Source organism: Haloactinomyces albus (genome assembly GCF_031458135.1).
GTDB lineage: Bacteria > Actinomycetota > Actinomycetes > Mycobacteriales > Pseudonocardiaceae > Haloactinomyces > Haloactinomyces albus.
This window is the reverse complement of record NZ_JAVDXW010000001.1, coordinates 2,300,812-2,324,706: the sequence shown is the minus strand read 5'-3', so window position 1 is coordinate 2,324,706 and position 23,895 is coordinate 2,300,812. Positions and strand designations below refer to the sequence as shown.

Genomic DNA, 23,895 nt, shown 5'->3' with positions numbered 1-23,895 from the left:
CCCTGTGACCCCAGACCATTCGCCGGGCCGCCACGCGCGGCCCGCTCCGCACTACGAAGAAGGACGGCATGACTGAAACTCTGCCTCCGGAGGGCGGTCGCACCGAGCCGGTCGACATCCAACAGGAGATGCAGAACTCCTACATCGACTACGCGATGAGCGTGATCGTCGCCCGGGCACTGCCCGACGTGCGCGACGGGCTCAAGCCGGTGCATCGCCGCGTGCTCTACGCGATGTACGACTCGGGATTCCGCCCGGATCGCTCCTACGTCAAGTGCTCCCGCGTCGTCGGCGAGGTGATGGGTAACTACCACCCGCACGGTGACTCGGCGATCTACGACACCCTGGTGCGCCTGGCCCAGCCCTGGTCCATGCGGCACCAGCTCATCGACGGCCAGGGCAACTTCGGCTCGCCGGGCAACGACCCGGCCGCCGCGATGCGGTACTGCGTCTCCGGAGATACTCGGGTGAAACTGGCCGACGGTTCGTCGGTCCGGATCGGCGGCATCGTGCCGGAGGCGCAGCCGAACAGCGACCACGACATCGACCTCAAGGTCCTCGGCCGTAACGGCGATCCGGTCCGCGCGGAGAAACTGTTCCACTCCGGCGAGCACGAAACGCTGAAGCTGCGCACCACCGGCGGCTACGAGCTCGCCGGCACACACAACCACCCCGTGCTGTGCCTGACCAAGGTGCTCGGTGTGCCCACTCTGCTGTGGAAGCTGCTGGAGGAAATCCAGCCCGGCGACCGCGTTGTCCTGCAGCGTACGGAGGCACCCGAGGACGTCGCTCTCATCGATGAACGTGACTGGGACAAGGCGATGCTGGCGGGGGCTTTCGTCAGCGAAGGGTTTGTCTCGGAGGGGCGTGCCGGATTCAACAACACCGATGCGGAGTTCTTCCGTTATGTCGTAAATCTGTACGACGCGGTCGTGGGTGGTTCCCGGTACGTCCACTCCAGGCAGATCGAGTCCGGTTCGACGATCCATGAGCTCGATGTCCAGGACTTGTCCGCGCTTCGTAACAGTGTTCTCGGCAGCATGGTCGGCGAGCGGAGCCTGGACAAGCACGTTCCGGAATTCGTCTGGCTCGGTGACAAGAGCACCAAGCAAGCCTTCCTGGTGGGCTTGTTCACCGGGGACGGGTCGTGTTCCGGTCTTCCACGCAACACGGTGCAGATCTCTTACTCCACCCACAGCCCGCAGTTGGCCAAGGAGGTCCAGCAGCTCCTGCTGGAGTTCGGCATCGTTTCCGCGATCAGCGAGTACGCCGAGGGCGAGTACAAGGTCGTCATCACCAACCGGCGGGACGCTCGGCTGTTCGCCAACCGGGTCGGCTTCGACAATGTCAAGCAGCGCGAGCTCACAGAGATCCTCGACGCGGTTCCCACCAAGAGCCGCTCGATGAGCAAGGATCACGTGCCGTTTGTCGGTGAGTATGTCCGTGAGCACGGGGCGAACCGCGGGACCGAGCGGGACTGGCTGCGTCGCCACGATGTGGACCGCATCGAGCGGTGGGAGACCAACCGCGACGAGATCGTGGCGAACATCACCAACAGTGAAGTTCTCGACGTCGTCGAACCGCTGGTGGACGGGCGCTATTACTACGCCGAGGTCGAGTCGGTGACCGATGCCGGTGTGCAGCCGGTGTACAGCCTGCGGGTCGACAGTGATGACCACTCGTTCATCACCAATGGGTTCGTCAGTCACAACACCGAGTCGCGGCTGGAACCGTTGGCGATGAGCATGCTCGCCGACATCGACGAGGACACCGTCGAGTTCTCCGACAACTACGACGGTCGGACCCAGGAACCCGACGTCCTCCCCGCGCGTATCCCGAACCTGCTGGTCAACGGTGGTGGCGGGATCGCGGTCGGGATGGCGACCAACATCCCGCCGCACAACCTGCGCGAGGTCGCCGACGGTGTCGTGTGGGCGCTGGAGCATCCGGAGGCCACCGACGACGAGCTGCTCGAGGCGATGATCGAGCGGATCAAGGGACCGGACTTTCCGACCTCGGGGCTCATCCTGGGCACCAATCCGATCGCCGATGCCTATCGCACGGGCCGAGGGTCGATCCGGATGCGTGCGGTGGTCGATGTCGAGGACGACGCCAAGGGACGTACCTCGCTGGTGGTCACCGAGTTGCCGTACCAGGTCAACCCGGACAACCTCATCGAGAACATCGCAACGATGCACCGCGACGGCAAGCTCTCGGGGATCTCGGATATCGCCGACGAGTCCAACAGCCGCCGCGGTATGCGGATCGTCTTCACCCTGAAGAAGGATGCGATCCCGAAGGTGGTGCTCAACAACCTCTACAAGCACACCCAGCTGCAGACCACCTTCGGGGTGAACATGCTGGCCCTGGTCGAGGGGGTGCCGCGCACGCTGCGTCTCGACCAGGTGGTCCGGTACTACGTCAAGCACCAGGTCGACGTCATCGTCCGACGCACCCGTTACCGGCTGCGCAAGGCCGAGGAACGCGCGCACGTCCTGCGTGGTCTGGTCAAGGCGCTCGACGCGCTGGACGAGGTGATCGCACTGATCCGCCGGTCACCGACGGTCGACGACGCCCGCACCGGGCTGATCGAACTGCTCGAGGTGGACGAGACCCAGGCCAATGCGATCCTGGAGATGCAGCTGCGCAAGCTGGCTGCTCTGGAGCGGCAGAAGACCCTCGACAACCTGGCCGAGCTCGAGGAGCAGATCGCCGACCTCACCGACATCCTGGACAAGCCGGAGCGGCAGCGGCGGATCATCCGCGACGAGCTCATGGAGATCGTCAGCAAGCACGGCCAGGAGCGCCGCACGAAGATCGTGCCGTATGAGGGTGAGGTCTCGATGGAGGACCTCATCGCCGACGAGGACGTCGTCGTCACCATCACTCGAACGGGCTATGCCAAGCGGACGCGCACCGATCTGTACCGGGCGCAGAAGCGCGGCGGCAAGGGCGTGCAGGGCGCGGCGCTGAAGCAGGACGACATCGTGTCGCACTTCTTCGTGTGCTCCACCCACGACTGGATCCTGTTCTTCACCAACAAGGGCCGGGTGTACCGGGCGAAGGCCTACGAGCTGCCGGAGGCCAACCGCACCGCACGCGGCCAGCATGTGGCGAATCTGCTCGCGTTCCAGCCGGACGAGCACATCGCCCAGGTGATGCAGATCAAGGACTACACGGCGTCGCCGTATCTGGTGCTGGCCACGAAGAACGGCCTGGTCAAGAAGACGAAGCTCACCGACTTCGATTCCAACCGGTCGGGTGGTCTGATCGGGATCAATCTGAAGGACGACGACGAGCTCGTGGGCGCTGTGCTCTGCTCGCCGGAGGACGACCTGTTGCTCGTGTCCGCGGAGGGGCAGTCGATCCGCTTCCACGCCACCGACGAGGCGCTGCGGCCGATGGGGCGGGCGACCTCCGGGGTGCTGGGAATGCGATTCAACTCCGGTGACGAGCTGCTGTCCATGGGTGTGGTCCGGTCCGACCGGTATGTGCTGGTGGCGACCGATGGTGGCTATGCCAAGCGCACCCCGATCGATGATTATCCGGTGCAGGGCCGTGGCGGGAAGGGAGTTCTCACCCTTCAGTATGACCGCAAGCGTGGCAGGCTGGTGTCAGCGCTTATCGTCGAACTGGACGATGAGCTCTACGCGATCACTTCCCAGGGTGGGGTCATCCGAACCACCGCCAAGGAGGTGCGCAAGGCCGGCAGGCAAACGAAGGGAGTTCGCCTGATGGATCTCGGGGAAGGCACCTCTGTGGTTGCCGTCGCGCGCAACGCCGACGAGGCGGTCGACCCCGATGCCGCCGGACCGGAGCAACGAAAGTAGTGGGGTGGTTGGCAGCACAGCCACGCCACGACCGCTACGCCGCCGTCGACGATCAGTGAAGGATCGCTCGTGACACCTCCCGATAAGCCGCAGAGTTCGGACGAGCATTCCCGGCAGGATGCGGATCCGACCTCGGTCATGACGCAGGCAGTCGACGACAACTCGGCCGGGACGCAGGCCAAGGGTTCCGCTGCGGACAGCAGCAGATCGAGGGACAGTACGGCGGCGTCCACGGCAGCAGGCGAGGTCGGTGATTCCGACAGTGCCGCGGGGTCCGAGGCCTCCGGTGAGTCCGATGGCGGGGAACCGCAGAGTCGCAGCGGTGAGTTCCCGGACGGTACCGGGACGCCACCGCCGTGGCAGCGGACTTCCGGTGTCGCGGAATCGAGTGTTTCGTCGACGACGAGCCCCGGAGCGGCCGGCTCCGGGGCAGGGGCCACGGAATTCGAGGCAGCGCAGGAAACCCGTTCGGGATCGAGTGTCTCGGCAACCGAGTCGAGGGCTTTCACCTCCGGGGCGGGTGGCGCGCAGGCGGAAACCGCCCATCGGGAAACGCAGGACACGTCGAACCCGGATGCGGAGGACACTCAGGCGATTCCGCATCCGCTGCGGGACATGGGACAACCGCTGCAGCCGGACTCGGAGGCCGCGGCCGCTTCGGAGTCCGGCGAAGCCTCCCATGCCGAGCGCACCACCGTGTCGTTCACGGGGAGTGGACCGGGGCGCTCGTCGTCCTCGGCTCCGGCGAGCGGGGCCCGCCGCCCGAGCCGTGGGCCCCGTCGCGCGAGCCTGCAGCTCAAGAGGCTCGACCCGTGGTCGGTGTTGAAGCTCGCGCTGGTGCTCAGCGTGGCGATGTTCTTCGTGTGGATGATCGCTGTCGCGGTGCTCTACGGAGTCCTGGGCGGCATGGGCGTGTGGGAACAGCTCAACGGCACGTTCAGTGAACTCACGCAGCCGGAGAACACGGTCGGTGAGCCGTTGATCAGTGCGGGACGCGTATTCGGTGCTGCCTCGATCATCGGGGCGGTCAACATCGTGCTGATGACGGCCTTGGCCACGGTGGCGGCGTTCATCTACAACGTGGCCGCCGACTTCGCAGGTGGAGTCGAAGTGACGTTGTCCGAGCGGGAGTGAGTCCGGTACCCGTGGGGGCAAAGCCCGCAAAGCGCGGGTGACAGCCCTCACGGTCCCCCCGGTTTGGAACAGCTCGGCGGATCATGTAATGTTTGTGGTGCACGACGGGCCTATAGCTCAGACGGTTAGAGCGCTTTGCTGATAACGAAGAGGTCGAAGGTTCAAGTCCTTCTAGGCCCACTGTCCCCCGTGCCGATTCGTTACTGTGTAGCGGCACGGGATGTCATTTCGAGTAGGAGGCGACCGAAGTGAAGAAGCTGTTCATTCTGGCTGCTGTTGCCGGTGCTGTCCTGCTTGTCGTTCGGCGTAACCGTGCAGCCAAGGCCGAGGCCGATCTTTGGCGTGAGGCCACGGCGGAGGCCTGAGTCGGGAACGGCTCAGCGCGGCTTCGAGCTTCGTTGCCACCCGGCCTGTCGGCCGGTCCGGACGAATCTCGGTGAAGTCAAACAATGCAGTTTCTCGAATGTTCTGTTGCCGCAGTGCGGCAAGCATTGCAGGCGGGGACGTAGCTCAATCGGCAGAGCACCGCTTTTGCAAGGCGGGGGTTAGGGGTTCGATTCCCCTCGTCTCCACCCGAAAGGACCAGGTCACGCGACCTGGTCCCTTTTCATGGTCGGCAGGGTTCCCCGGATACGGATCGAGTCGACCCGCTTCCGGGGAAGCGCACCGTCCATGCTCGGCGAGCAAACCCGCCGAGCGCGTCTCAGCGGTTTTCGGCGGCCTTCTTGATGCCCTCGACGGTCTGTTGCAGAGCGAGCTGCAACTGGGTCCGGCGATCGGCCAGGAACGTCTCGGCTTTCTCGGCGGGTAGTTCGGCCATGATCCGGCGCAGACCTTCGGGCATGCTGCGCATGATGTATCGCTGAGTCAGCAGGCAGCGGTAACCGTTGGAGGCGATCTCGAAGGACCACACCGAGGTTCGGTTGTCCGCTGCTGTGCTCAGTACCGCCCACGCGAATCGGCGTCCCGGCTCCGCTGCCACGACCTCGCACTCCGTGGTCCACGTGTCGGCTCCGACCCGGTTGTGGCCGTGGAATCGGGAGCCGAGGACTCCCGGGCGTCCACTGACCCATTCACAGCCCTCGGTCTCCGGGCTCCACTCGCCCATCCGCGTGATATCGCTGGCAACTGCGTACACCTCGTGCGGTGTTGCCTCAACGTGCACTGATGCGTGGATGTCGTAACTCGCATCGGGACCGATCTCGCTCATACGGTCAGCATGGCACGCTGCCTTGTGCTCGTGGGGCACATTTCTCGGGCAGGGCCGGCTCGCTGCAGCATAGCGCCAGGGACGGCAGCAGGATCGCGGGTAGGGTCCGGACGATCATGGCATCGTCCGGACCTCTCCCCGCTGGGTGATTCAGCGTTCCTGGTCGGACCGCAGGGCAGTGGGCTCGCCGCTCACCTGGCCGTCTCCCCGCGCCGGTTCGGCCGAGCCGTTGGTCGCATGCTGGCCGTTGTGGTCGTGCAGCGGGAATCGGCCGTGCTCGGCCTCGGCGATGGGCAGTTCCTCCGGACGGCGCATCAGTACGGCTGCGGCTGCTGTACCCAGACCGACCAGGGCCAGCAGAACCCACGGCCACTTCCGGCGGCCCTTCTGCGGCTCCGGCGGGGAGATTCGGCCCGCCAGCTCCTTGCGAGCGGCCTTGGTGTTCTTGGCCAGTTGCTTACGCGACTTGGCGGTCTTTTTGTCCCAGTCCTTGCGAGCTTTCTTGCTCTTGGCGGCCAGTTCCTTGCGGGACATGCCGGTGGCTCGCTGCATGAGCCGTTCCTGCAGGTCTTCGGTGTTGATACCGCGGCTGGCGAGTTCCTGCTCGGCGAGCAGGGCAGCCTGCCGGGAGATCTCCATGCCCGCCTTGCTCGCACGGGCGGCGCTGTGGCGTGCGGAGCGCACTCCGGTACCCACCGCCTTGCCGACGTTCTCGCCCGCTCGGGACATGGCCTTCACCTCGTCCATCGTCTGCCTCCTTGGCCGGTTGTTCACCGGTCGTTCGTGCCTCCTCCCGGCTGCGGCTACAACCGGGCCTGCCACCGCGCGACAACGTTGTGGTCCCCGCAGTGCATGACGATCACCTTCCATACTGCACCCTCACACCGGGATCTCGCCTGTTGATGGCAGGATGGAGTGGTGGCTGAAGACAACGGATCGCTCGTTGGGACGACATTGACCGCGACCCTGCAGACAACGCAGGGGGACATCCGCGTCAATCTCTTCCCGAACCAGGCGCCCAAGACCGTCGCCAATTTCGTGGGTCTCGCCGAGGGAACCATCGAATACAGCGAACCGAACGCGAGAGGTGAGCGTTCGGGGCCGTTCTACGACGGGGTGATCTTTCACCGGGTCATCGACGGCTTCATGATTCAGACCGGGGATCCGACGGGCACCGGCAGGGGTGGCCCCGGGTATCAGTTCGCCGACGAATTCCATCCGGAACTGCAGTTCGACCGGCCCTATCTGCTGGCGATGGCCAACGCGGGTCCGAATACCAATGGCTCGCAGTTTTTCATCTCGGTGGCTCCGACGAGCTGGCTGAACTACAAGCACTCGATCTTCGGTGAAGTGGCGGACCAGGAGTCCCGCGATGTGGTGGACGCAATCGCGCACACCGCCACCGGTCAGCAGGACCGCCCGGTCAACGACATCGTGATCGAAAAGGTCACGGTGAACCGCGGCGGCGAATCCTGACGTGACTGTTCCACCCGGCCAACCGGCGGATCCGCAGGGAGCGTCGCCGCAAATGCCGGGATGCGTGCGCCATCCCGACCGGCCGACGGGGCTTCGCTGTGTGCGCTGTGAACGCCCGATGTGCCCGGAGTGCCTCCGCGAAGCGTCCGTCGGGTATCAGTGCGTCGACTGCATCGGCGAGGGGAAGCGGGGAATGCGGCATCCCGTGACCGTCGCCGGGGCGCGGTTGTCGACCAAACCGGTGGTCGTGCCGGTGCTCATCGCGATCAACGTGCTGGTGCACGCGCTCACCTCGCTGCAGGCGGGCAATCCGATGGAGAACTTCCGGTCGAGCCTGTTCCAGTGGTGGTCGCTGTGGCCTCTCCCGGTGGCCGATGGCCAGTGGTGGCGGTTGCTCACTTCCGGGTTCCTGCATATCGGCCTGCTCCACCTGCTGGTCAACATGGTGGCGTTGTGGATCATCGGCCGGGATCTGGAGATGGTCCTGGGCCGAATCCGATTCGCCTCGGTCTACCTGCTGTCGCTGCTGGGCGGGAGTACGGCCGTGTTCCTGTTCGGTGGGTTGATCAACCCGGTCGCCGGTGCCTCCGGTGCGGTGTACGGGTTGATGGGCGGTATCGCCGTCGCGGCGTTCCGGCTGAAGTTGAACCTGCGGCCGATCCTGATGATCATCGGTATCAACATCGTGTTGACCTTGAGCATCCCGGGGATTTCCCTCCTCGGGCATCTCGGGGGTCTCGTGCTCGGGCTGGCTTCGACGGCCGCGCTGCTGTACGCCCCTGCCTCGCGTCGTACCGTGTGGCAGTTCGGTGCGCTTGCGGGGCTGCTGGTGGTGCTGGTGGCCGTGCTGGTCACCCGTGATCTCCAGCTCGGCAATGTCGTGTGACACGCGCCCACGCGGGCGATCGGGTGTGTGCGGCTGCCGGGTGGACGCCGTCACGGGCGAATACGGCCGAGTTGGTCGGCGACATCGCGTGCGTCCGCGCCGAGTTCGAGCTTGGTGAGGACGATCAGCCCGCCTGCGCGATGTTGCTCGGGAACCTCCAGCTCGAGTGTCTCGACAGTGCGCCCGAAGCGCTGGTTGTGTCGCACCAGCACCCGTACCTGTTGCCAGGGCCAGCTGTGGGTTCCACGCAGAGATCGCACGGTGACACCGTCGGTATCGGCTTCCAGCCGGGGCCGTACGAGACTGGCGTAGGCCGACACGGCAGCGAGCACGAGTACGAGGATGCCCACGAAGAGACGGTCGGTGGCGTCCGGCGTGCCCAGCCACCATAGCACCGCGGCGATGGTGAGAACCCATCCGAAACCGGCGAGAGCCGCCGGAGTCGACCATGCGCGGGAGACGGAGTCGGATTTCACAGCCCCAGTATCACATCCGTACCCAGGTGTTTTTCGAGTTATCCACAAGGTTGTCCCCAGTGGGGATAACTTACACGCGTGTGTTTCGATGCCGGATGTGGACAGGTGCGGCTAGCGCCAACGCATGGTCATGAGCAGCCCGATGATCATGAATGCGAATCCGATCGCGAAGTTCCACGCTCCGAGCTCGGCCATGAACGGGATTTTCGGGCCTGCCAGGTAGTTGACCACCAGCCAGAGCAGTCCCAGCAGCATCATGCCCAGCATCACGCCGACGTAGATCGGATGTGACGGTCCGGCCGACTTCGCCTTCACCGGTGTGTGCCGGTCGACGGGTGGGGTGGAGGAATCCTTCTTGCGGACCTTGGACTTGGGCATGGTGTCCTCGCCGGGTGGTGCAATCCGCCGGGTGGCGGGGCTGCTTTGGAGGGCTGCTTCGGAGAGATCGTATCGTCTTCACCCCACACGTTAACGTAATCACAGCGGCAATCGAACCACCCGGGCCACGCATCCTGGAGAAGGGAGCTTCGTGGGTTCGCCCGAATCCCCCGCGGCGCCGCCGGGTCGGCGAGGAGAGCGTGTCCGTTCCGCCACGCGCGTGGTCGGTGAGGTGGTGATGACGCTCGGCATCGTCATTCTCCTCTTCGTGGTCTACGAGGTATACGTCACGAACTGGTTCTCGGCTCGCAAGCAGACCGAGGCCACCAAGCGGTTGCACCATCGCTGGGAGAACACACCACCCCGGCAGTCACCGGAGAAACCGAAGGCAGGCCGGGGGTTCGCACAGCTGTACATCCCGTCCTTCGGGCCGGACTATCGGTACACCATCATGCAGGGCACCGATCAGGATACCCTGGCGACCGGGCCGGGGCACTACATGGATACGGCGCTGCCGGGAGAGCGCGGCAACTTCGCGGTCGCGGGCCATCGGATCGGGAGGGGAGCGCCGTTCGGCGACCTCAACCTGCTGGATTCCTGTGATGCCCTCGTCGTCGAGACCGCATCGCAGTGGTATGTCTACCGCGTCCTGCCCATGCGGGACGAGGTGGCCGGCTGGGCCTCTCGAGGAGGAGACCCCTCTCCGGGGGCGGAAACTCCGGACCCGGCACCCCCGGCCGATGGTGCGGCGCAACGATGTACGGGGGTGGCTCCGATCGGGGGGCCGTACCGGGGAGTGGTCGGCAGGCGCATCGTGCAGCCCGACCGGGGGGAGGTCATCCTGCCCGTGCCGGGTAAGCCGGATGCCGGGGTGCCTCCCGAGCGACGGACCCGGTTGATCACGCTGACCACCTGCCACCCGCGCTTTTCGGCGGAGAAACGTCTGATCGTCCACGGTGTGTTGACCAAGCGCTACCCGAAGGTGCCGTCGCGTCCGCAGCTGCGGCCGCCGGAGTTGGAGCAGTCGGAGCAGGGGGAGGAGTGAATGTACGCCTGGATCTGGCGAAAGCTGCCGGGAACGGTCGCCGTCAAGTTCGTCGAGGCGGTGTTGCTGGGTGCGGCGGTGGTGGCGCTTCTGCTGTTCGTGGTCTTCCCGTGGATCGAACCCGCCCTTCCGTTCACCGATCCCACGGCGGGATCGTGAGCGAAGGTCGGCGGTCGGTGCCGGAGGTGCTGCGCACGAAACCGGGCGTGACGTGTGGCGGCCGGGCGTGGCGGCGAACGCGGAGACGGAACACGTAGGCTGTCGGCGTGCGCGTACTGGTGGTCGACAATTACGACAGCTTCGTCTACAACCTGGTGCAGTACCTCGCCCAGTTGGGCGCCGACTGCGTCGTGCGCCGCAACGATGTGGTCACCGACGCCGAAGTTGCCGAAGCGGACGGTGTGTTGCTCAGTCCCGGCCCGGGCACGCCGCAGCGTGCGGGCCGCTCGATGGAGCTCGTCGAGAACTGTGCACAGCAGCGCAAACCCATGCTCGGAGTGTGCCTGGGCCACCAGGCGCTGGGCGCGGCCTGGGGCGGCACCGTCGAGCAGGCCCCGGAGCTGCTGCACGGCAAAACCAGTGAGATCGACCATGCCGGTGGTGGTGTGTTCGCAGGCCTGCCGCAGCCGTTCATCGCCACGCGCTATCACTCGCTGATCGTCCGTGCGGACACGGTGCCCGGCGAGTTCGAGGTCACCGGCCGTACCGAGTCCGGGATCGTGATGGGGATGCGGCATCGTCGGCTGCCGTTGGAGGGGGTGCAGTTCCACCCCGAGTCGGTTCTGACCGAGGGCGGGCATCGGATGCTGGCGAACTGGATGACCGATGCCGGCTATCCGGCCGATGAGCACACCGTCGCCGAACTCGAACGCGGCATGCGCGAGGTCGCCGCGGGCGCTCTACGGTAATCGCGCCAGGAGCACTGCCGTTTCAGCGCAGCCGGTCGAGGGCGGACTGCCAGGCCACTCGCAGCGGGTGGGTGTCGTAGACGAAACGCAACTCGGCGATCAGTCCGTCGTCGTCGACGGTGATGACGTCGATGCAGTCGAAACTCGGTGGCGTCTCGGCTCCGGCCGTCCAGTCGTAGCGGAACCGGACGGCGGCACGTCGCGGATCGTCGGTGGAGACGAACAGTTCCTGAGCGGTGATCGTCGCGCGCTGCAGGGTCGCCGCGAGTTCCGGGTAGAACTCCCTGGCGGGAATCTCGCCCTGCATCGGTGAGGACACCACACCGTCGGTGGCGAACAGGGCCAGTACCCCCGGTACATCTCCGGCATCGAGCCGCTGGAGGTACCGCTCGACCGTGCCCGAGACGTGTTCGTGAGTCACCGGCGTCATGCTGGTCACTCTAGAACACCTTCGCAAAAGTGCGTGGGGACGGCTCCCGCGGAAGCCGTCCCCACGCCGCGAGGCTCTGCGGCGTCTCCCAACTCACCCAGGACAGGATCAGTCGGGCACCGTCTAGTCGAAGGAGGGGATCAGTTCATCGGAAGGCGGGGAGTCCGACGAGCGCTCGTAGTCACCGATGTAGAGCGTGATCGACTCGTCCTTACCGATCGTTGATCCTGCCTCGGGCGAACTGCCGACCACCTTCTCGTCCAGGGAGCGATCGTGCGTCACCCTCTTCTCGGTGTCGAGATCACCGTTCCAGCCGGCCTCCTTCAGGGCTTTCTCGGCCTCGGACGCCGACATGCTCCTGAGCTCGGGCACGGTGATCTGCGAACCGTTGGAGACGGTGAGTGCGACCTCACTGCCCGGCCGCGCACTCGATCCGGCCGACGGCTCCTGTGAAATCACTGTGCCCTGCGGTTTAGGGGAGTCCGTCTGTTGGCTCGTGACGGTGAACCCGGCCGATTCCAGTGTGCTGGTCGCCCTCTCGAGACTCCGGCCGACGACGTTGGGCACGTTTTTCTTCTCGATCGCCTTGCCGACGGTGACGGTGATCATGGTGCCCTTGTCCACCCGCCCCGTCTTGCTCTGGTTCAGGATCGTGCCGACCTTGCTGGAGTCGGTGACTTCCTTCTTCTTCGGAGTGACGTTGAGCGCGAGTCCGACGTTGCCGAGTGTCTTCTGTGCCTCCCCCATCGTCATGCCGGTGAGGTCGGGCACGTCGATCTGTTTCGGGCCGGTCCCCTTGTACAGGAAGAGCTTGGTCCCGATGTCGTATTGCCGGTTCGGCTGTGGGGTCTGCCGGACGACCCGCCCCTGGTCGGCGGCCGACGACGCCTGCGTGCGGACCATGACCTGAAACCCGGCTTGGCTGGCCGCCTGACGTGCGACTGCGATCCTCTGCCCGTCGTAGTTGTCGAGCGTGATCTGCTTCGGCCCCGCAGGTTCGGCCGTCATGATCGTGGTCAGCCACGCCGCCAGGGCGAAAACGCCGAGACACAGCGCGGTGACCAGCCCGATCGTCCAGCGCCTGCGGCGTCTGCGGTGCTGTTCGTCCGTCTCGTTCGCTTCGTCCGCTTCGCTGGGCCGGGCGATTTCCTCCGGCCAGTGCTGCCGCGTCTCGGTCACCTGGGCCGTGGTGGACCCCGTCATCATCGAGGTGCGTTCTTCGGCGGACATGACCATCGGCGCCTGCGGACGCTGACCGGACAACACACGCACCAGGTCGGTGCGCATGTCGGCGGCCGACTCGTAGCGGTTGTCGGGGTTCTTGCTCAGTGCCTTGAGGATCACGGCATCCAGCGAGGCCGGGACCTGCTCGTTGTGTTCGGACGGCTTGCTGGGGTCCTCCCGCACGTGCTGGTAGGCCACAGCCACCGGGGAGTCTCCCGTGAACGGGGGGTCCCCGGTGAGCAACTCGAACAGCACGCAGCCCGCGGCGTAAACGTCACTGCGGGCGTCCACGGTCTCCCCGCGGGCCTGCTCCGGTGACAGGTACTGCGCGGTGCCGATCACGGCGGCGGTTTGGGTCACCGCGGCCTGCCCGTCGGCGACGGCCCTGGCGATGCCGAAATCCATCACCTTCACCGCACCGGAGTCGGTGATCATGATGTTGGCGGGTTTGACGTCGCGGTGCACGATGCCGTGCCGGTGGCTGAAGTCCAGTGCCGCCGAGGCATCGGCCATGACCTCCATCGCCCGGCGGGGCGCGAGCGGCCCTTCCGCCTTGACGATGTCCCGAAGGGTCCGCCCGTTGACGTACTCCATCACGATGTAGGGCAGTGGCCCGTTCTCGGACTCGGTTTCACCGGTGTCGTAGACCGCCACGATCGCGGGATGGTTCAGCGCGGCCGCGTTCTGCGCCTCACGGCGGAAGCGAAGCTGGAATGTGGGGTCACGAGCGAGGTCGGCCCGCAGCACCTTCACCGCCACGTCCCGGCCGAGCCGGATGTCGCGGCCACTGTGCACCTCCGACATACCGCCGTAGCCGAGTGTGTCTCCGATCTCGTAGCGGTCGGAGAGAAGTCGTGGTGAGCTCATCGCTGCGTAGTCCCGATCCTTGTCCACGGTCGTCCCATCATGCCGACCCGTAGTCCCGTGGCAGCCGAGGTCCTGTGACTTCTCGTCGCCCAGCGGGTGCACGGTGCGCGGTTCCCCCGACTTCCTTGGCGTGTGTTGTCTTCCGGCTCGTTGTGGGCTGTCCGGCGCTGCTGCGCTGGGGCGCAGCCCGTCCCGATCCAGGATGCCGTAGGGCAGTCTGACCCAAACGTGCTCCGGAATCCATGCCGACGAATCTCACACCGGCATGGTCGTTGCGTGAGTTTCCCTCGGCGAGGCTCCTCGTCGAGCGGTCGGTGGCGGCCGGTCTCGGTGACGGGCTGCTCTGCGTGGCGACTCGCCAGGTCGCCACGCTGCCGACGATCAGTACCACGATGATCACCACCGCGAGGAACACCCACAAACCGATACGGTTCGCGCGGTCCGGCGGTGCCGGGGGTGGTGTCGGGGGTGGTGTCGGAGGTGGGAATACTCCGGATGGATAGGCGCCCGTGCGCTGCATCCCACTTCCTACAGGAGGCACTCCGGCCCCGACGGCTCCGACCGAGGGATGCCCCGATGCGGGAGCTGCGGGAGCGCTGACCGAAGGATTGGGCGGCACTCCCCCCGCGGGCGGCGGGGTCTGTGCTGTGCCCGGTCCTCCGCCGGGAGGCCGAGATATCCCCGTATTGTGTGCGGCCGTGCTCTGCTGCGTTTGTCGTTGTTGCTGAGGTGGCACGGTGAGCGCGGCCGGTGCGGGCAACGGGCCACCCGCACGCACGCTGCTCACCGCGTTCGCGAACTCACCGCCGCCGCTGTAGCGATAACGAGGATCCTTGACCAGGGTCGCCTCGATGAGGGCACGTACGTTCCGGGGCACGTCCGGCGGCAGCAGTGGAGCGACCTCGCGGATATGCATCATCGCGACCGTGACCGCGTTGTCGGACAGGAACGGCCGGTGCCCCATCAGGCATTCGTAGCCCACGACCGCAAGCGAGTAGACATCGCTGGCCGGTGTCGCGTCGTTGCCCAGAGCCTGCTCCGGTGAAATGTAGTGCGCAGTACCCATGACCGTTCCGGACCGGGTCACCGGGGCTGCGTCGGCGGCCTTGGCGATTCCGAAGTCGGTGATTTTGATCGTTCCGGTCGGGGTGACGAGGATATTTCCCGGTTTGACATCGCGGTGCACCAGGCTGCGTCCGTGCGCGGCCTGGAGCGCGTTGCCCGCCTGCTCCAGCATTTCCAGGGTGTGCTCGCTGGTGATTCGCCCCTCCCTGGCGAGGATCGCGGCCAGTGGCTCGCCTTCGACGAGTTCCATCACCAGGTAGGCGGTGTCCTCCGGACCGTCCGGGGTCGCGGCGGTTTCGCCGTAGTCGTGGACGGCCGCGATGCCCGGATGGTTCAGCGAGGCGGTCGTGCGGGCTTCGGTGCGGAAGCGATGCAGGAACTCCGCGTCGCCGCACAGTTCGGCTTTGAGAACCTTGACGGCCACGGTGCGGTCGAGTCGTACGTCCACGGCTTGCCAGACCTCGCCCATACCACCGACGGCGATGCGTTGATCGAGCCGGTAGCGCTCGGCGAGAAGATGGCCGGAGGTCGGCACGGGTCAGCCACCCCCCTGCATACCTGCTCGGATCACGGCGCGGCCGATCGGCCCGGCGATCTTTCCGCCGGTGGCGTCGGCGCCCATGTTCCCACCGTCCTCCACGATCACCGCGACGGCGATCTCGGGGTTCTCGGCAGGGGCGAAAGCCACGTACCAGCCGTGTGGGTCGGTGCCCTCGCCGTGCTGGGCGGTGCCCGTCTTGGAGGCGATCTGGACTCCCGTGATCTTACCCGTGTCACCGGAATACTGCTCGGACTTGATCATCATGTCCCGGATGGTGTGCGCGATCTCGGGGGAGACGGGCTTGCTCAGCTGCTGCGGGTCGTGATCCGCCAGCACCGACATGTCCGGAGCCGTGGTCTTTTCGACCAGATACGGCTTCATGAGCGTGCCGTCGTTGGCGATCGCGGCGGCCATCATGGCGTTCTGCATCGGGGTGACACGCACATCGCGCTGTCCGATGCCGCTCTGGTACAGCGCCGCCGGGCCCGAGATCTTCCCGAGGTCGGACTTCGCCACCTTCATGGGGATGTTCAGGTTTTTGCCGAAACCGAAGTCCTGGGCCTCCTCGCGGAGCTTCTCCTCGCCGACGGCACCGGCGACCTTGGCGAACGCGGTGTTGCACGACCGCGCCATGGCTTCCCACAACGGCGCGGTCGGCAGGGTGCCGCAGGTGTTGTTGCCGTAGTTGGGCAGCCGCGCGCTGGTGGTTTTCGGCAGTGGGATCGAGGATTTGGCGGTGACCTGCGTGTCGGAGTCGTACTTGCCGGTCTCCAGTGCGGCTGCGGCGGTGATCAGCTTGAACGTGGAGCCGGGTGGATAGATCCGCGAGATCGCCCGATTGATCAGCGGACCGCTCTCGGCGTTGAGCAGCTCCTGATGGGCCTGCGTCTGCTGCTTCCTGCTGTGGCTGGCCAGGCGGTTGGGATCGTAGGAGGGCGAGTTGGCCATCGCCAGGATCGCGCCGTTCTGCGGGTTCAGCGCGACCACCGATCCCTGCAGGCCCTTGCTCGTGAGCTGCTCGTAAGCGGCCTGCTGCATCGCCGGGTCGATCGTCAGCTCGACGTTGCCGCCCTGCTGCTCGCGGCCCATGATGAGGTCGGACAGGCGGGTGAACGCGAGCGAGTCGGCGGTACCGTTGAGCACCTTGTTCTTGGCGGACTCGATGCCCTTCGATCCGTAGACGAACGAGTAGTAGCCGGTCACGGGCGCGTACAGCGGACCGTTCGGGTAGGTGCGCAGGTACTTGAGGTTGTCGTTGGTCGGTACCGACTTGGCGAGCAGTTTCCCGCCCGCGGTGATCTGTCCGCGTGGGGTGGAGTACTCCTGAAAAAGCATCCGGCTGTTGCGCGAATTGCTGCTCAGCTCCTCGGCTCTGATCACCTGCACGTAGGTGGCGTTGGCCAGGAGCAGGACGACCATCGACATCATGGCCAGCGCCACTCGCCGCAGCGGCTTGTTCATCGGGGACGCTCCACCAGTTCGGTATGTGCCTCGGCGATCGGAGCCTGCTTCGGCTTCGGTTTGCTCGGTACCTGTGGGCGACGCGAGGCATCGGAGATTCGCAGGAGCAGGGCGACCAGCACGTAGTTGCCGACCAGCGAGGACCCCCCCGCGGCCAGGAATGGCGTGGTCAGTCCGGTCAGCGGAATCAGACCGGTGACGCCACCGGCCACCACGAACACCTGTAGCGCCATGGCGAAGGACAGGCCGCCCGCCAGCAGCTTACCGAACGAGTCCCGCACGGCCAGACCACTGCGCAAGCCCCGCGCCATCAGCAGCAGGTACACCAGGAGCAGCGCGGCCAGCCCGAGGAGACCGAGCTCTTCGGCCACCGAGGCGATGATGAAGTCGCTTTCGGCGTGGGGCACGATCGCCGGCCTGCCGCCGCCGAGTCCGGAACCGAAGAGGCCGCCGGTGGCCATGCCGAACAGTGCTTCTCGGAGTTGGTAGCCGCTATCACCACTGGTCATCGGGTTGAGCCAGACGTTCACGCGTTCCTGCACGTGCCCGAACAGTGAGTAGGCGAGCAAGCAGCCCGCCGCGAACAGGCTCAGTCCGATGGCGATCCACACGGCTCGTTCCGTGGCGATGTAGATCATCACCAGCACGATGCCGAAGAACAGCAGGGAGGTACCCAGGTCGCGTTCCAGCACCACGATGCCGATGGACAGCGCCCAGGCCACCAGCACCGGGGCGAGGTCGCGGGCTCGGGGGAAGTCGATGCCCAGGAAGCGGCGCCCCGCCGTGGTGAACAGTTCGCGCTTGGACACCAGGAACGACGCGAAGAAGATCAGCAGCAGGATCTTGGCGACCTCGGCGGGCTGGAAGGACAGCGGTCCGATGTAGATCCAGAGCTTCGCACCGTTGACCGGCGGTGCGATGGTGCTGGGCAGTACCGCGGGAAGCGCGAGCGCGACCAGGCCGCCCAGCCCGCAGATGTAGCTGTACTTGGCCAGGGTTCGGTGGTCTTTGACGAAGATGAGCACCAGCACGAACAGCACCAGCGCGATGGCCGTGTACATGACCTGCGAGGGCGCGGCGGGGCTCCAGCCCTCTATGCCCTCGGTGGCGTTGCCGAGGTCGATGCGGTGAATGACCACCAGACCGATGCCGTTGATCAGCGCCACCAGCGGCAGGATCAGCGGATCGGCATACGGTGCCCAGCGGCGCACGGCGAAGTGTGCGGCACCGAAGAGCGCGAGGAACGCGCCTCCGTAGTACAGCACCTGCGGGGTGAGCTGCTCCTGCTGGTTGATGGCGACCAGCACCAGTGCCGCCGTGACAATGCAGGCGGCGAAGACGAGCATGAGCAGCTCGATGCCGCGCCGAGTGGATTCCCGCGGAGCCGGTGCTGCGTCGCCGGAGGACCTGTCGGCACCGTCGGTGGCGACCGGCTGTGACATCAGCTCACCGTCCGACAGGTGACACCGGGCCGCTGTGTCTCCTCACCCAGCGGCGTGCCACTGGACGAGGAGGTGGGTTTCGGAGCTGTCCGAGCGGAGGTCTCCTGCTGTGTCGGGTTCGGCGGGGGCGATGCCGACGGAGCGGTGGGGGAGGTGCCGGGAGCCTCGGACGACCGCGTTGTTTTCGGCTCGGACTTGTCGCACTCCGGCAACAGTGCCGTCATGCGCAGTCGGAGCATGGCCTCCTTCGCCCCCTGTAGGCCCCGGAGGTCGGTGATCCCGTTGCGCACGTCGGGACGCTGAGCTTCCTGCAGGTCATTGATGCTGATCGGTCGGCAGTCCGCCGCCGCTCCGGCGGGACAGGAGCCCGCCACCTGCCGGTTCAGTGACAGTCCCAGCATGCTGCCCTGCACGCCTTGGAAGATCACCACGTCGTCGGCCTTGTTGACACCGATGAAGTACTGGCTGAACACCCACCAGCGACCGGCGAAGACGAGTCCGGCCAGCACGGCCACCACCGCACCGGTGATCAGCAGGGAACGTAACCATCGGCGCCGCGGCGGGGGTTCGGGGGGAGGGGCTGTCGGATCCGGCCGTTGCGGTGAGGGTTTCGGCATGGTGGCTGCCGAAGCCCGTGCCGCCGCGGAGTCCGGCTGCGGCCGGTCCTCCTCCCCACCGGTGCCTGCCGCACCGGCCACGATCGGTGCGTCGTTGCCGAATTCGACGTCGACCACATCGGCGACGATGACCGTGACGTTGTCCGGTCCGCCGCCCTTGAGAGCGAGTTCGATCATCCGGTCGGCACACTGCTGCGGATCGCTGATCCGCAGTGCCTCCGCGATGGTCTCCTCGCTGACGACGCTGGACAAACCGTCGGAGCACAGTAGGTACCGGTCACCGGATCTCGCCTCGCGTACGGCAAGGCTCGGCTCGACCTCGTGGCCGGTGAGCGCGCGGAGCAGCAGTGAGCGCTGCGGGTGGTTGGCGGCTTCCTCCTCGGTGATGCGGCCCTCGTCGATCAGCGACTGTACGAAGGTGTCGTCGTGGGTGATCTGGGAGAGTTCGCCATCGCGGACCTGGTAGGCCCGGGAGTCACCGATGTGCACCAGTCCCAGCTTGCTGCCCGCGAAGAGCACCGCTGTGAGGGTGGTGCCCATACCGTCCAGATCGGGGTCACTGGCGACCAGTTCGGAGATCGCACTGTTGCCGGAGATCATCGCATCGTGCAGGTGCCCGAGCAGATCGTCTCCCGGTTCGTCGTCGTCGAGCGGCGCGAGCGCTGCGATGACGACCTTGCTGGCGACCTCGCCTGCGGCATGGCCACCCATGCCATCGGCGAGGGCGAGGAGTCGTGGGCCGGCATAGACCGAGTCCTGGTTGTTGGAACGCACCAGGCCACGGTCGCTGCGGGCTGCGTAGTGAAGGACGAGGGTCATGAGCGCAGCTCGATCACCGTCTTGCCGATTCGGATCGGAACGCCGAGTGGGACCTTGGTCGGCCCCGTGACCTTCGCCCGATCGAGGTATGTGCCATTAGTGGAGCCTAGGTCCTCCACGTACCAGTCCGTTCCCCGGAGGGACAATTTCGCGTGCCGTGTCGACGCGTAATCGTCGTCGAGGACCAGAGTGGAGTCGTCGGCGCGGCCGATCATGATCGGCCGGCCCTCCAGGGAGATGCGTGTGCCCGAGAGCGCACCGTCGGTGACCACCAGTTGCCGGGGCGTCTTGGACTTGTTGCGGGAGGGTTTACCGCTTTTGGCCGGACCACCCCTCCCCGAGAACCTGCCTGCACCCGGCATCGATACTCGCATGCCGGACGCCGAGTTCAGGTCGGAACGCACCACGCGCAGCGCGGCCAGCACGAAGAGCCAGAGCAGGGCGAGAAACCCTGCTCTGGCCAGCTGAATCACCAGCTCGGACACCTGTTGTGAACGCTCCTACCTGTGTAGTCGGCTGCAGGACGGCCGGATTCAGCCCTGGCTGCGGAACACCAGGGAGGAATGACCGACGCGGATCACATCACCGTCCGCCAATTGCCAAGTCTGCACCGGAGTGCCGTTGACCGTGGTGCCGTTCGTCGAACCGAGGTCGGCCAGCATCGCGGCCTGTCCGTCCCACTGGATCTCGATGTGCTTGCGGGACACACCGGTGTCGGGAAGCCGGAACTGCCCTTCCTGCCCCCGGCCGACCACGTTGCTGCCGTGCTGGAGCGTGTACGAACGGTTGGAGCCGTCGTCGAGCTGCAGTGTGGCAGTGAGCTGCCGCGGCATGGCGTCCGGATAGCCACCCGGCGCACTCGGCGGGTAGGCGCCGCCGGGCTGCTGGCCGTAGGGGTCGTAGCCGGGTTGGCCGTAGCCCTGGGGTTGTTGGCCGTAGCCCTGCCCGGGTGCGTATCCCGGTGGCTGCTGGCCGTAGGGGTCGTAGCCCGGCTGGGCGTAGCCCTGGGGTGGCTGCTGGCCGTAGCCCTGGTCGGGGAACCCGCCGGACTGCGGGTAGGCGCCGCCGGGCTGCTGGCCGTAGGGGTCGTAGCCGGGTTGGCCGTAGCCCTGGGGTTGTTGGCCGTAGCCCTGCCCGGGTGCGTATCCCGGTGGCTGCTGGCCGTAGGGGTCGTAGCCCGGCTGGGCGTAGCCCTGGGGTGGCTGCTGGCCGTAGCCCTGGTCGGGGAACCCGCCGGACTGCGGGTAGGCGCCGCCGGGCTGCTGGCCGTAGCCCGGTGCCTGCGGCTGTCCGTAGCCCTGGTCGTATCCCGGGGGCGGCTGACCGTAGGCGGGTCCCTGGCCATATCCCGGCTGCTGGCCGTAGGGGTCGTAACCGGGCTGGCCGTAGCCCTGAGGCTGCTGACCGTAGCCGTAGTTGGGGTCCTGCCCGTACTGGCCTTGGCCGTAGCCCTGGTCATAGCCGTACTGCCCCTGCTGGGCGTACGGATCCCCCTGGGGATACTGGCCTGGTGGCTGGCTCATGGGTCGATCTCCTGCGGTACGAGGTGTTACCTGCCGTCGGCTTACGTCGGGGTCGACGGACGATCTGATTTGGAACTGTCCCGTGTGCAGCGTCTCAGAGCGCTCCAGGGAGACTACGACGTCACCATATGTGTCCCACCCCTGCTCGGTGAGATGCTCCTGAACGCAGTCGGCGAGAAGGTCGGTAACCCGCTGTTCCTCCTCTCCGGCGAGCCGGTCGTGGTCGGTGGGGCTGAGTTGCACCGTGTAGTGATTACAGGCGAGCAGTCGGCCACCGGCCAACTCCTGGACCTGCAGGTCGGCTTCCCGCTGCAGTCCCTGAGCCATTTCCTGCGGCACGACTCTACCGCCGAACACGCGCGCGAAGCTGTTACCGACGATGCCTTCGAGCCTGCGCTCGAAGCGCTGCACGAGGCCCACGGCAATCCCCTCCACACATACGACTCCTGCCTCCCATCGTATCTGGGGCAACGGGCTGTTACACCGACCAGTTCCCAACCCGCTGCGCCCCCTGGTGAAATCGCATGTGGAGTGCGTGCTAGACTGCCCGAGGTCGGTTACGGGAGAGATCGTTTCGGCGATTGAGCTCCGGCGATTGCCCGACGGTCGGGTCCACAGCGATCGGATCGAGTTGACCGACCCCCTGGTGAAGGCCGAATCCGAACAGGGTAGGCTTGATCCGGCAGCCACGGGCGAGTGGCGGAAAGGCAGACGCGCACGGTTCAGGTCCGTGTGTCCGGAAGGACGTGAGGGTTCAACTCCCTCCTCGCCCACTTCAATACCCGGCGGTTCCCCGAGGATCCGCCGGGTATTTTTGTTGCGGTCTGCTCGAGTCGGCGAGTTGCCGGGGCACGGCGCGATGGGTGAGGTTTCCCTCACCGGGAGGTGAGTCGGTGCCGTGGCTCGTCTGAGAAGTCCCGCTTCCGGAGAGACATTCCCCGGAAGCGGGAGAGGCTCTCCAGCCCACCGCCTGCGACTCCGGTGGCCGATTCCTGTCCCAAGCCGAACGGCTTGAGCCCCGTCGGGCATCGCAGCTATCCCGTCCGGGCGGCGCTCCCGAGACTCGTGCCCTCGTCGGGCAGGGGATCGGTGACGAAAGTGGCCCTGAACAGTGCGGCGAGGTGCTCCGCGAAGTGCGCGGGGGGCCACTCGCGCTCCACGATCAGCCGCTCGATCACATCGGAGGACATCAGTGCCCAGATCATGTCCGACGCGGTCGTGACGGTCCAGGGCGGTGCCAGCCGGTTCTCTTGGTGGAGTCGCTGGGCCAGCCTGTGGCCGGCTTGCTGCTGATCCCCGGACACCTGCTCGCGATGTTGCGCGACCGTCTCGTCGATTCGTCGTACAGAGTCGAGCGCGCGGTCGACGGCGAGGACGCGTGGGTGGTACCGAGCGAGGTGTCGTGCCCATTCGTCGAGTGCTGTGACGGCGTCGGGTGCCTGCCAAACCGGTTGTAGCGATTCCGCCAGTCCTTCCTGTTCCGTGACGTAGTCGAACAGGGCGCTGATCATCTCGTTGCGAGAGGCGAAATGCAGGTAGGCGGTGCGCCGCGAGACACCTGCTTTCTCGGCCACCGCCCCCATGCTCACGGCCCGGAAGCCGTGCTCCTCGATGAGCGCGCGCATGGCCGCCATCAGTTCGGTACGGGTCCGCTGCCGCCGGGTGCTGCCCGGATTGCCGGCCGATTCCGACATGCTGCCCTCCTTGCGATGCGCTTTACAGTATGTGTAGTTTACAAGGTGCACACGCTGTGAAGCGCGAGGAAGGTGGTCAAGATGTTCCGCGCGGGAGATTCCGCGAGGTAACTGGTTGTGGCGTGTGCGGAGGGGCCGGGCTGACCGACAAGTCGCCTCGTCCGGAGTCCGGTGGAAGTTCCGGACTCCACCGGATAGCAAGAGATCTTCTCCGATCACCCGGATACGCAGTGGGAGGAAGTAATGACCGAGCCCGTCAAGGTAGCGGTGATCTATTACAGCTCGACGGGGAATATCCACCGTCTGGCGGAAGCCGTGAGCACGGGAGCCGAGAAGGGTGGCGCCGAGGTGCGGATGCGCCGGGTGGCCGAGCTCGCTCCCCCCGAGGCCATCGCCGGCAACCCCGAGTGGCAGGCCAATGTCGATCGAACCAAGGACATTCCCGAAGCTGCCCAGGACGATCTCGAATGGGCCGACGCGGTCCTGTTCGGCACGCCGACCCGGTACGGCACCCCGGCCGCGCAACTCAAGCAGTTCATCGATGCCACGGGACCGCTGTGGCAGCAGGGCAAGCTGGCGGACAAGGTCTACAGCGTTTTCGTCTCCACCGGAACCAAGCACGGTGGCGTGGAAAGCACCGTGTTGTCGCTGTCGAACATCTTCTATCACTGGGGCGGGATGATCGTACCTCCCGGTTATACCGATCCGGTGCAGTTCGAGCTGGGTAACCCGTACGGAGCGATGCACGTTTCCAGCACCGGGGCGCCCGGCGAGCTGGAGCTGAACTCCGCCCACCATCAGGGCCGTCGCTCTGCCGAAGTCGCGGCTGCGCTCAAGGCGGGGCGTTGACACACACCCGATTCGGCCCG

The 23,895-nt window shown here is 66.2% G+C and carries 22 protein-coding genes and 3 tRNA genes; 12 read left to right on the top strand and 13 right to left on the bottom strand.

Features of this window, described 5'->3' with window-relative positions; translation table 11 throughout:
* The first annotated feature begins 68 nt into the window (after positions 1-68).
* The 5 genes from gyrA to JOF55_RS10915 all read left to right on the top strand — a co-directional run bounded on the left by gyrA (position 69) and on the right by JOF55_RS10915 (position 5,536).
* On the top strand, positions 69-3,830 hold the full coding sequence (gene gyrA, locus JOF55_RS10935) for an intein-containing DNA gyrase subunit A (RefSeq protein ID WP_310273148.1): 3,762 nt from the start codon (positions 69-71) through the stop codon (positions 3,828-3,830).
* Between the two features lie 69 nt (positions 3,831-3,899).
* Positions 3,900-4,964 carry a DUF3566 domain-containing protein gene (locus tag JOF55_RS10930; RefSeq protein WP_310273146.1) on the top strand — a complete coding sequence of 355 codons (1,065 nt, stop codon included), beginning with the start codon at positions 3,900-3,902 and terminating at the stop codon, positions 4,962-4,964.
* Positions 4,965-5,070: 106 nt separating this feature from the next.
* Positions 5,071-5,144, top strand: a tRNA-Ile gene (locus tag JOF55_RS10925).
* 68 nt (positions 5,145-5,212) lie between these two features.
* Complete coding sequence (locus JOF55_RS10920; RefSeq protein WP_310273144.1) at positions 5,213-5,329, top strand: DLW-39 family protein; 117 nt, start codon at positions 5,213-5,215, stop codon at positions 5,327-5,329.
* 134 nt (positions 5,330-5,463) lie between these two features.
* Positions 5,464-5,536: transfer RNA gene (locus JOF55_RS10915), tRNA-Ala, on the top strand.
* 131 nt (positions 5,537-5,667) lie between these two features.
* Here JOF55_RS10915 and JOF55_RS10910 read toward each other — a convergent pair.
* On the bottom strand, positions 5,668-6,174 hold the full coding sequence (locus JOF55_RS10910) for an SRPBCC family protein (protein ID WP_310273142.1): 507 nt from the start codon (positions 6,172-6,174) through the stop codon (positions 5,668-5,670).
* Positions 6,175-6,324: 150 nt separating this feature from the next.
* The gene (locus tag JOF55_RS10905) at positions 6,325-6,921 is read right to left on the bottom strand and encodes a hypothetical protein (RefSeq protein WP_310273140.1); all 597 of its coding nucleotides are present in this window, start codon (positions 6,919-6,921) and stop codon (positions 6,325-6,327) included.
* 171 nt (positions 6,922-7,092) lie between these two features.
* Between JOF55_RS10905 and JOF55_RS10900 the strand changes: the two genes are divergently transcribed.
* Positions 7,093-7,650, top strand: coding sequence for a peptidylprolyl isomerase (locus JOF55_RS10900; protein ID WP_374727265.1), 558 nt, complete (start codon positions 7,093-7,095; stop codon positions 7,648-7,650).
* A 193-nt stretch (positions 7,651-7,843) separates the two neighbouring features.
* Positions 7,844-8,536 carry a rhomboid family intramembrane serine protease gene (locus JOF55_RS10895; RefSeq protein ID WP_310273138.1) on the top strand — a complete coding sequence of 231 codons (693 nt, stop codon included), beginning with the start codon at positions 7,844-7,846 and terminating at the stop codon, positions 8,534-8,536.
* 50 nt (positions 8,537-8,586) lie between these two features.
* Here JOF55_RS10895 and JOF55_RS10890 read toward each other — a convergent pair whose 3' ends face one another.
* The gene (locus JOF55_RS10890; RefSeq protein WP_310273136.1) at positions 8,587-9,012 is read right to left on the bottom strand and encodes a PH domain-containing protein; all 426 of its coding nucleotides are present in this window, start codon (positions 9,010-9,012) and stop codon (positions 8,587-8,589) included.
* A gap of 111 nt (positions 9,013-9,123) precedes the next feature.
* Complete coding sequence (gene crgA / locus JOF55_RS10885; protein WP_310273135.1) at positions 9,124-9,390, bottom strand: cell division protein CrgA; 267 nt, start codon at positions 9,388-9,390, stop codon at positions 9,124-9,126.
* Positions 9,391-9,541: 151 nt separating this feature from the next.
* Between crgA and JOF55_RS10880 the strand changes: the two genes are divergently transcribed.
* The 3 genes from JOF55_RS10880 (at position 9,542) to JOF55_RS10870 (ending at position 11,343) form a co-directional block, all read left to right on the top strand.
* Entirely contained in the window at positions 9,542-10,435 is an 894-nt protein-coding gene (locus tag JOF55_RS10880) for a class E sortase (RefSeq protein WP_310273134.1), read from the top strand.
* A complete protein-coding gene (locus JOF55_RS10875) occupies positions 10,436-10,594 on the top strand; it encodes a hypothetical protein (protein WP_310273132.1) in 159 nt (52 codons plus the stop codon).
* A 107-nt stretch (positions 10,595-10,701) separates the two neighbouring features.
* A complete protein-coding gene (locus tag JOF55_RS10870) occupies positions 10,702-11,343 on the top strand; it encodes an aminodeoxychorismate/anthranilate synthase component II (RefSeq protein ID WP_310273130.1) in 642 nt (213 codons plus the stop codon).
* A gap of 22 nt (positions 11,344-11,365) precedes the next feature.
* On the opposite strand, the gene JOF55_RS10865 is transcribed toward JOF55_RS10870, so the two are convergent.
* The 8 genes from JOF55_RS10865 to JOF55_RS10830 all read right to left on the bottom strand — a co-directional run bounded on the left by JOF55_RS10865 (position 11,366) and on the right by JOF55_RS10830 (position 21,752).
* Entirely contained in the window at positions 11,366-11,773 is a 408-nt protein-coding gene (locus JOF55_RS10865) for a nuclear transport factor 2 family protein (protein WP_310273129.1), read from the bottom strand.
* 123 nt (positions 11,774-11,896) lie between these two features.
* Entirely contained in the window at positions 11,897-13,864 is a 1,968-nt protein-coding gene (gene pknB / locus JOF55_RS10860) for a Stk1 family PASTA domain-containing Ser/Thr kinase (RefSeq protein ID WP_374727450.1), read from the bottom strand.
* A 37-nt stretch (positions 13,865-13,901) separates the two neighbouring features.
* On the bottom strand, positions 13,902-15,464 hold the full coding sequence (locus tag JOF55_RS10855) for a serine/threonine-protein kinase (protein WP_310273126.1): 1,563 nt from the start codon (positions 15,462-15,464) through the stop codon (positions 13,902-13,904).
* Positions 15,465-15,467: 3 nt separating this feature from the next.
* Entirely contained in the window at positions 15,468-16,931 is a 1,464-nt protein-coding gene (locus JOF55_RS10850; RefSeq protein ID WP_310273124.1) for a peptidoglycan D,D-transpeptidase FtsI family protein, read from the bottom strand.
* Entirely contained in the window at positions 16,928-18,373 is a 1,446-nt protein-coding gene (locus JOF55_RS10845; protein WP_310273122.1) for an FtsW/RodA/SpoVE family cell cycle protein, read from the bottom strand. The genes JOF55_RS10850 and JOF55_RS10845 overlap by 4 nt, the downstream gene beginning before the upstream one ends.
* The gene (locus JOF55_RS10840; protein ID WP_310273120.1) at positions 18,373-19,809 is read right to left on the bottom strand and encodes a PP2C family protein-serine/threonine phosphatase; all 1,437 of its coding nucleotides are present in this window, start codon (positions 19,807-19,809) and stop codon (positions 18,373-18,375) included. The genes JOF55_RS10845 and JOF55_RS10840 overlap by 1 nt, the downstream gene beginning before the upstream one ends.
* The gene (locus JOF55_RS10835) at positions 19,806-20,294 is read right to left on the bottom strand and encodes an FHA domain-containing protein FhaB/FipA (protein ID WP_310273119.1); all 489 of its coding nucleotides are present in this window, start codon (positions 20,292-20,294) and stop codon (positions 19,806-19,808) included. The genes JOF55_RS10840 and JOF55_RS10835 overlap by 4 nt, the downstream gene beginning before the upstream one ends.
* A 48-nt stretch (positions 20,295-20,342) precedes the next feature.
* Entirely contained in the window at positions 20,343-21,752 is a 1,410-nt protein-coding gene (locus JOF55_RS10830) for an FhaA domain-containing protein (protein ID WP_374727449.1), read from the bottom strand.
* A gap of 270 nt (positions 21,753-22,022) precedes the next feature.
* Here JOF55_RS10830 and JOF55_RS10825 point away from each other — a divergent pair.
* A tRNA-Leu gene (locus tag JOF55_RS10825) sits at positions 22,023-22,105 on the top strand.
* A 261-nt stretch (positions 22,106-22,366) separates the two neighbouring features.
* Here the strand turns inward: JOF55_RS10825 and JOF55_RS10820 are convergent.
* On the bottom strand, positions 22,367-23,026 hold the full coding sequence (locus JOF55_RS10820) for a TetR/AcrR family transcriptional regulator (RefSeq protein WP_310273113.1): 660 nt from the start codon (positions 23,024-23,026) through the stop codon (positions 22,367-22,369).
* 243 nt (positions 23,027-23,269) lie between these two features.
* Here JOF55_RS10820 and wrbA point away from each other — a divergent pair, with 243 nt between their 5' ends.
* Positions 23,270-23,875: an NAD(P)H:quinone oxidoreductase gene (gene wrbA / locus JOF55_RS10815; RefSeq protein ID WP_310273111.1), complete on the top strand. Its 606-nt coding sequence runs from the start codon at positions 23,270-23,272 to the stop codon at positions 23,873-23,875.
* Positions 23,876-23,895 lie beyond the last annotated feature (20 nt).

Excerpts from the sequence above, each read along its gene's own strand:
- gyrA (WP_310273148.1), top strand. The coding sequence starts at position 69 with ATGACTGAAACTCTGCCTCCGGAGGGCGGTCGCACCGAGCCGGTCGAC.
- JOF55_RS10910 (WP_310273142.1), bottom strand. The coding sequence starts at position 6,174 with ATGAGCGAGATCGGTCCCGATGCGAGTTACGACATCCACGCATCAGTG.
- JOF55_RS10905 (WP_310273140.1), bottom strand. The coding sequence starts at position 6,921 with ATGGACGAGGTGAAGGCCATGTCCCGAGCGGGCGAGAACGTCGGCAAG.
- JOF55_RS10895 (WP_310273138.1), top strand. The coding sequence starts at position 7,844 with ATGCGGCATCCCGTGACCGTCGCCGGGGCGCGGTTGTCGACCAAACCG.
- crgA (WP_310273135.1), bottom strand. The coding sequence starts at position 9,390 with ATGCCCAAGTCCAAGGTCCGCAAGAAGGATTCCTCCACCCCACCCGTC.
- JOF55_RS10875 (WP_310273132.1), top strand. The coding sequence starts at position 10,436 with ATGTACGCCTGGATCTGGCGAAAGCTGCCGGGAACGGTCGCCGTCAAG.
- JOF55_RS10865 (WP_310273129.1), bottom strand. The coding sequence starts at position 11,773 with ATGACGCCGGTGACTCACGAACACGTCTCGGGCACGGTCGAGCGGTAC.
- pknB (WP_374727450.1), bottom strand. The coding sequence starts at position 13,864 with ATGAGCTCACCACGACTTCTCTCCGACCGCTACGAGATCGGAGACACA.
- JOF55_RS10850 (WP_310273124.1), bottom strand. The coding sequence starts at position 16,931 with ATGAACAAGCCGCTGCGGCGAGTGGCGCTGGCCATGATGTCGATGGTC.
- JOF55_RS10845 (WP_310273122.1), bottom strand. The coding sequence starts at position 18,373 with ATGTCACAGCCGGTCGCCACCGACGGTGCCGACAGGTCCTCCGGCGAC.
- JOF55_RS10840 (WP_310273120.1), bottom strand. The coding sequence starts at position 19,809 with ATGACCCTCGTCCTTCACTACGCAGCCCGCAGCGACCGTGGCCTGGTG.
- JOF55_RS10820 (WP_310273113.1), bottom strand. The coding sequence starts at position 23,026 with ATGTCGGAATCGGCCGGCAATCCGGGCAGCACCCGGCGGCAGCGGACC.
- wrbA (WP_310273111.1), top strand. The coding sequence starts at position 23,270 with ATGACCGAGCCCGTCAAGGTAGCGGTGATCTATTACAGCTCGACGGGG.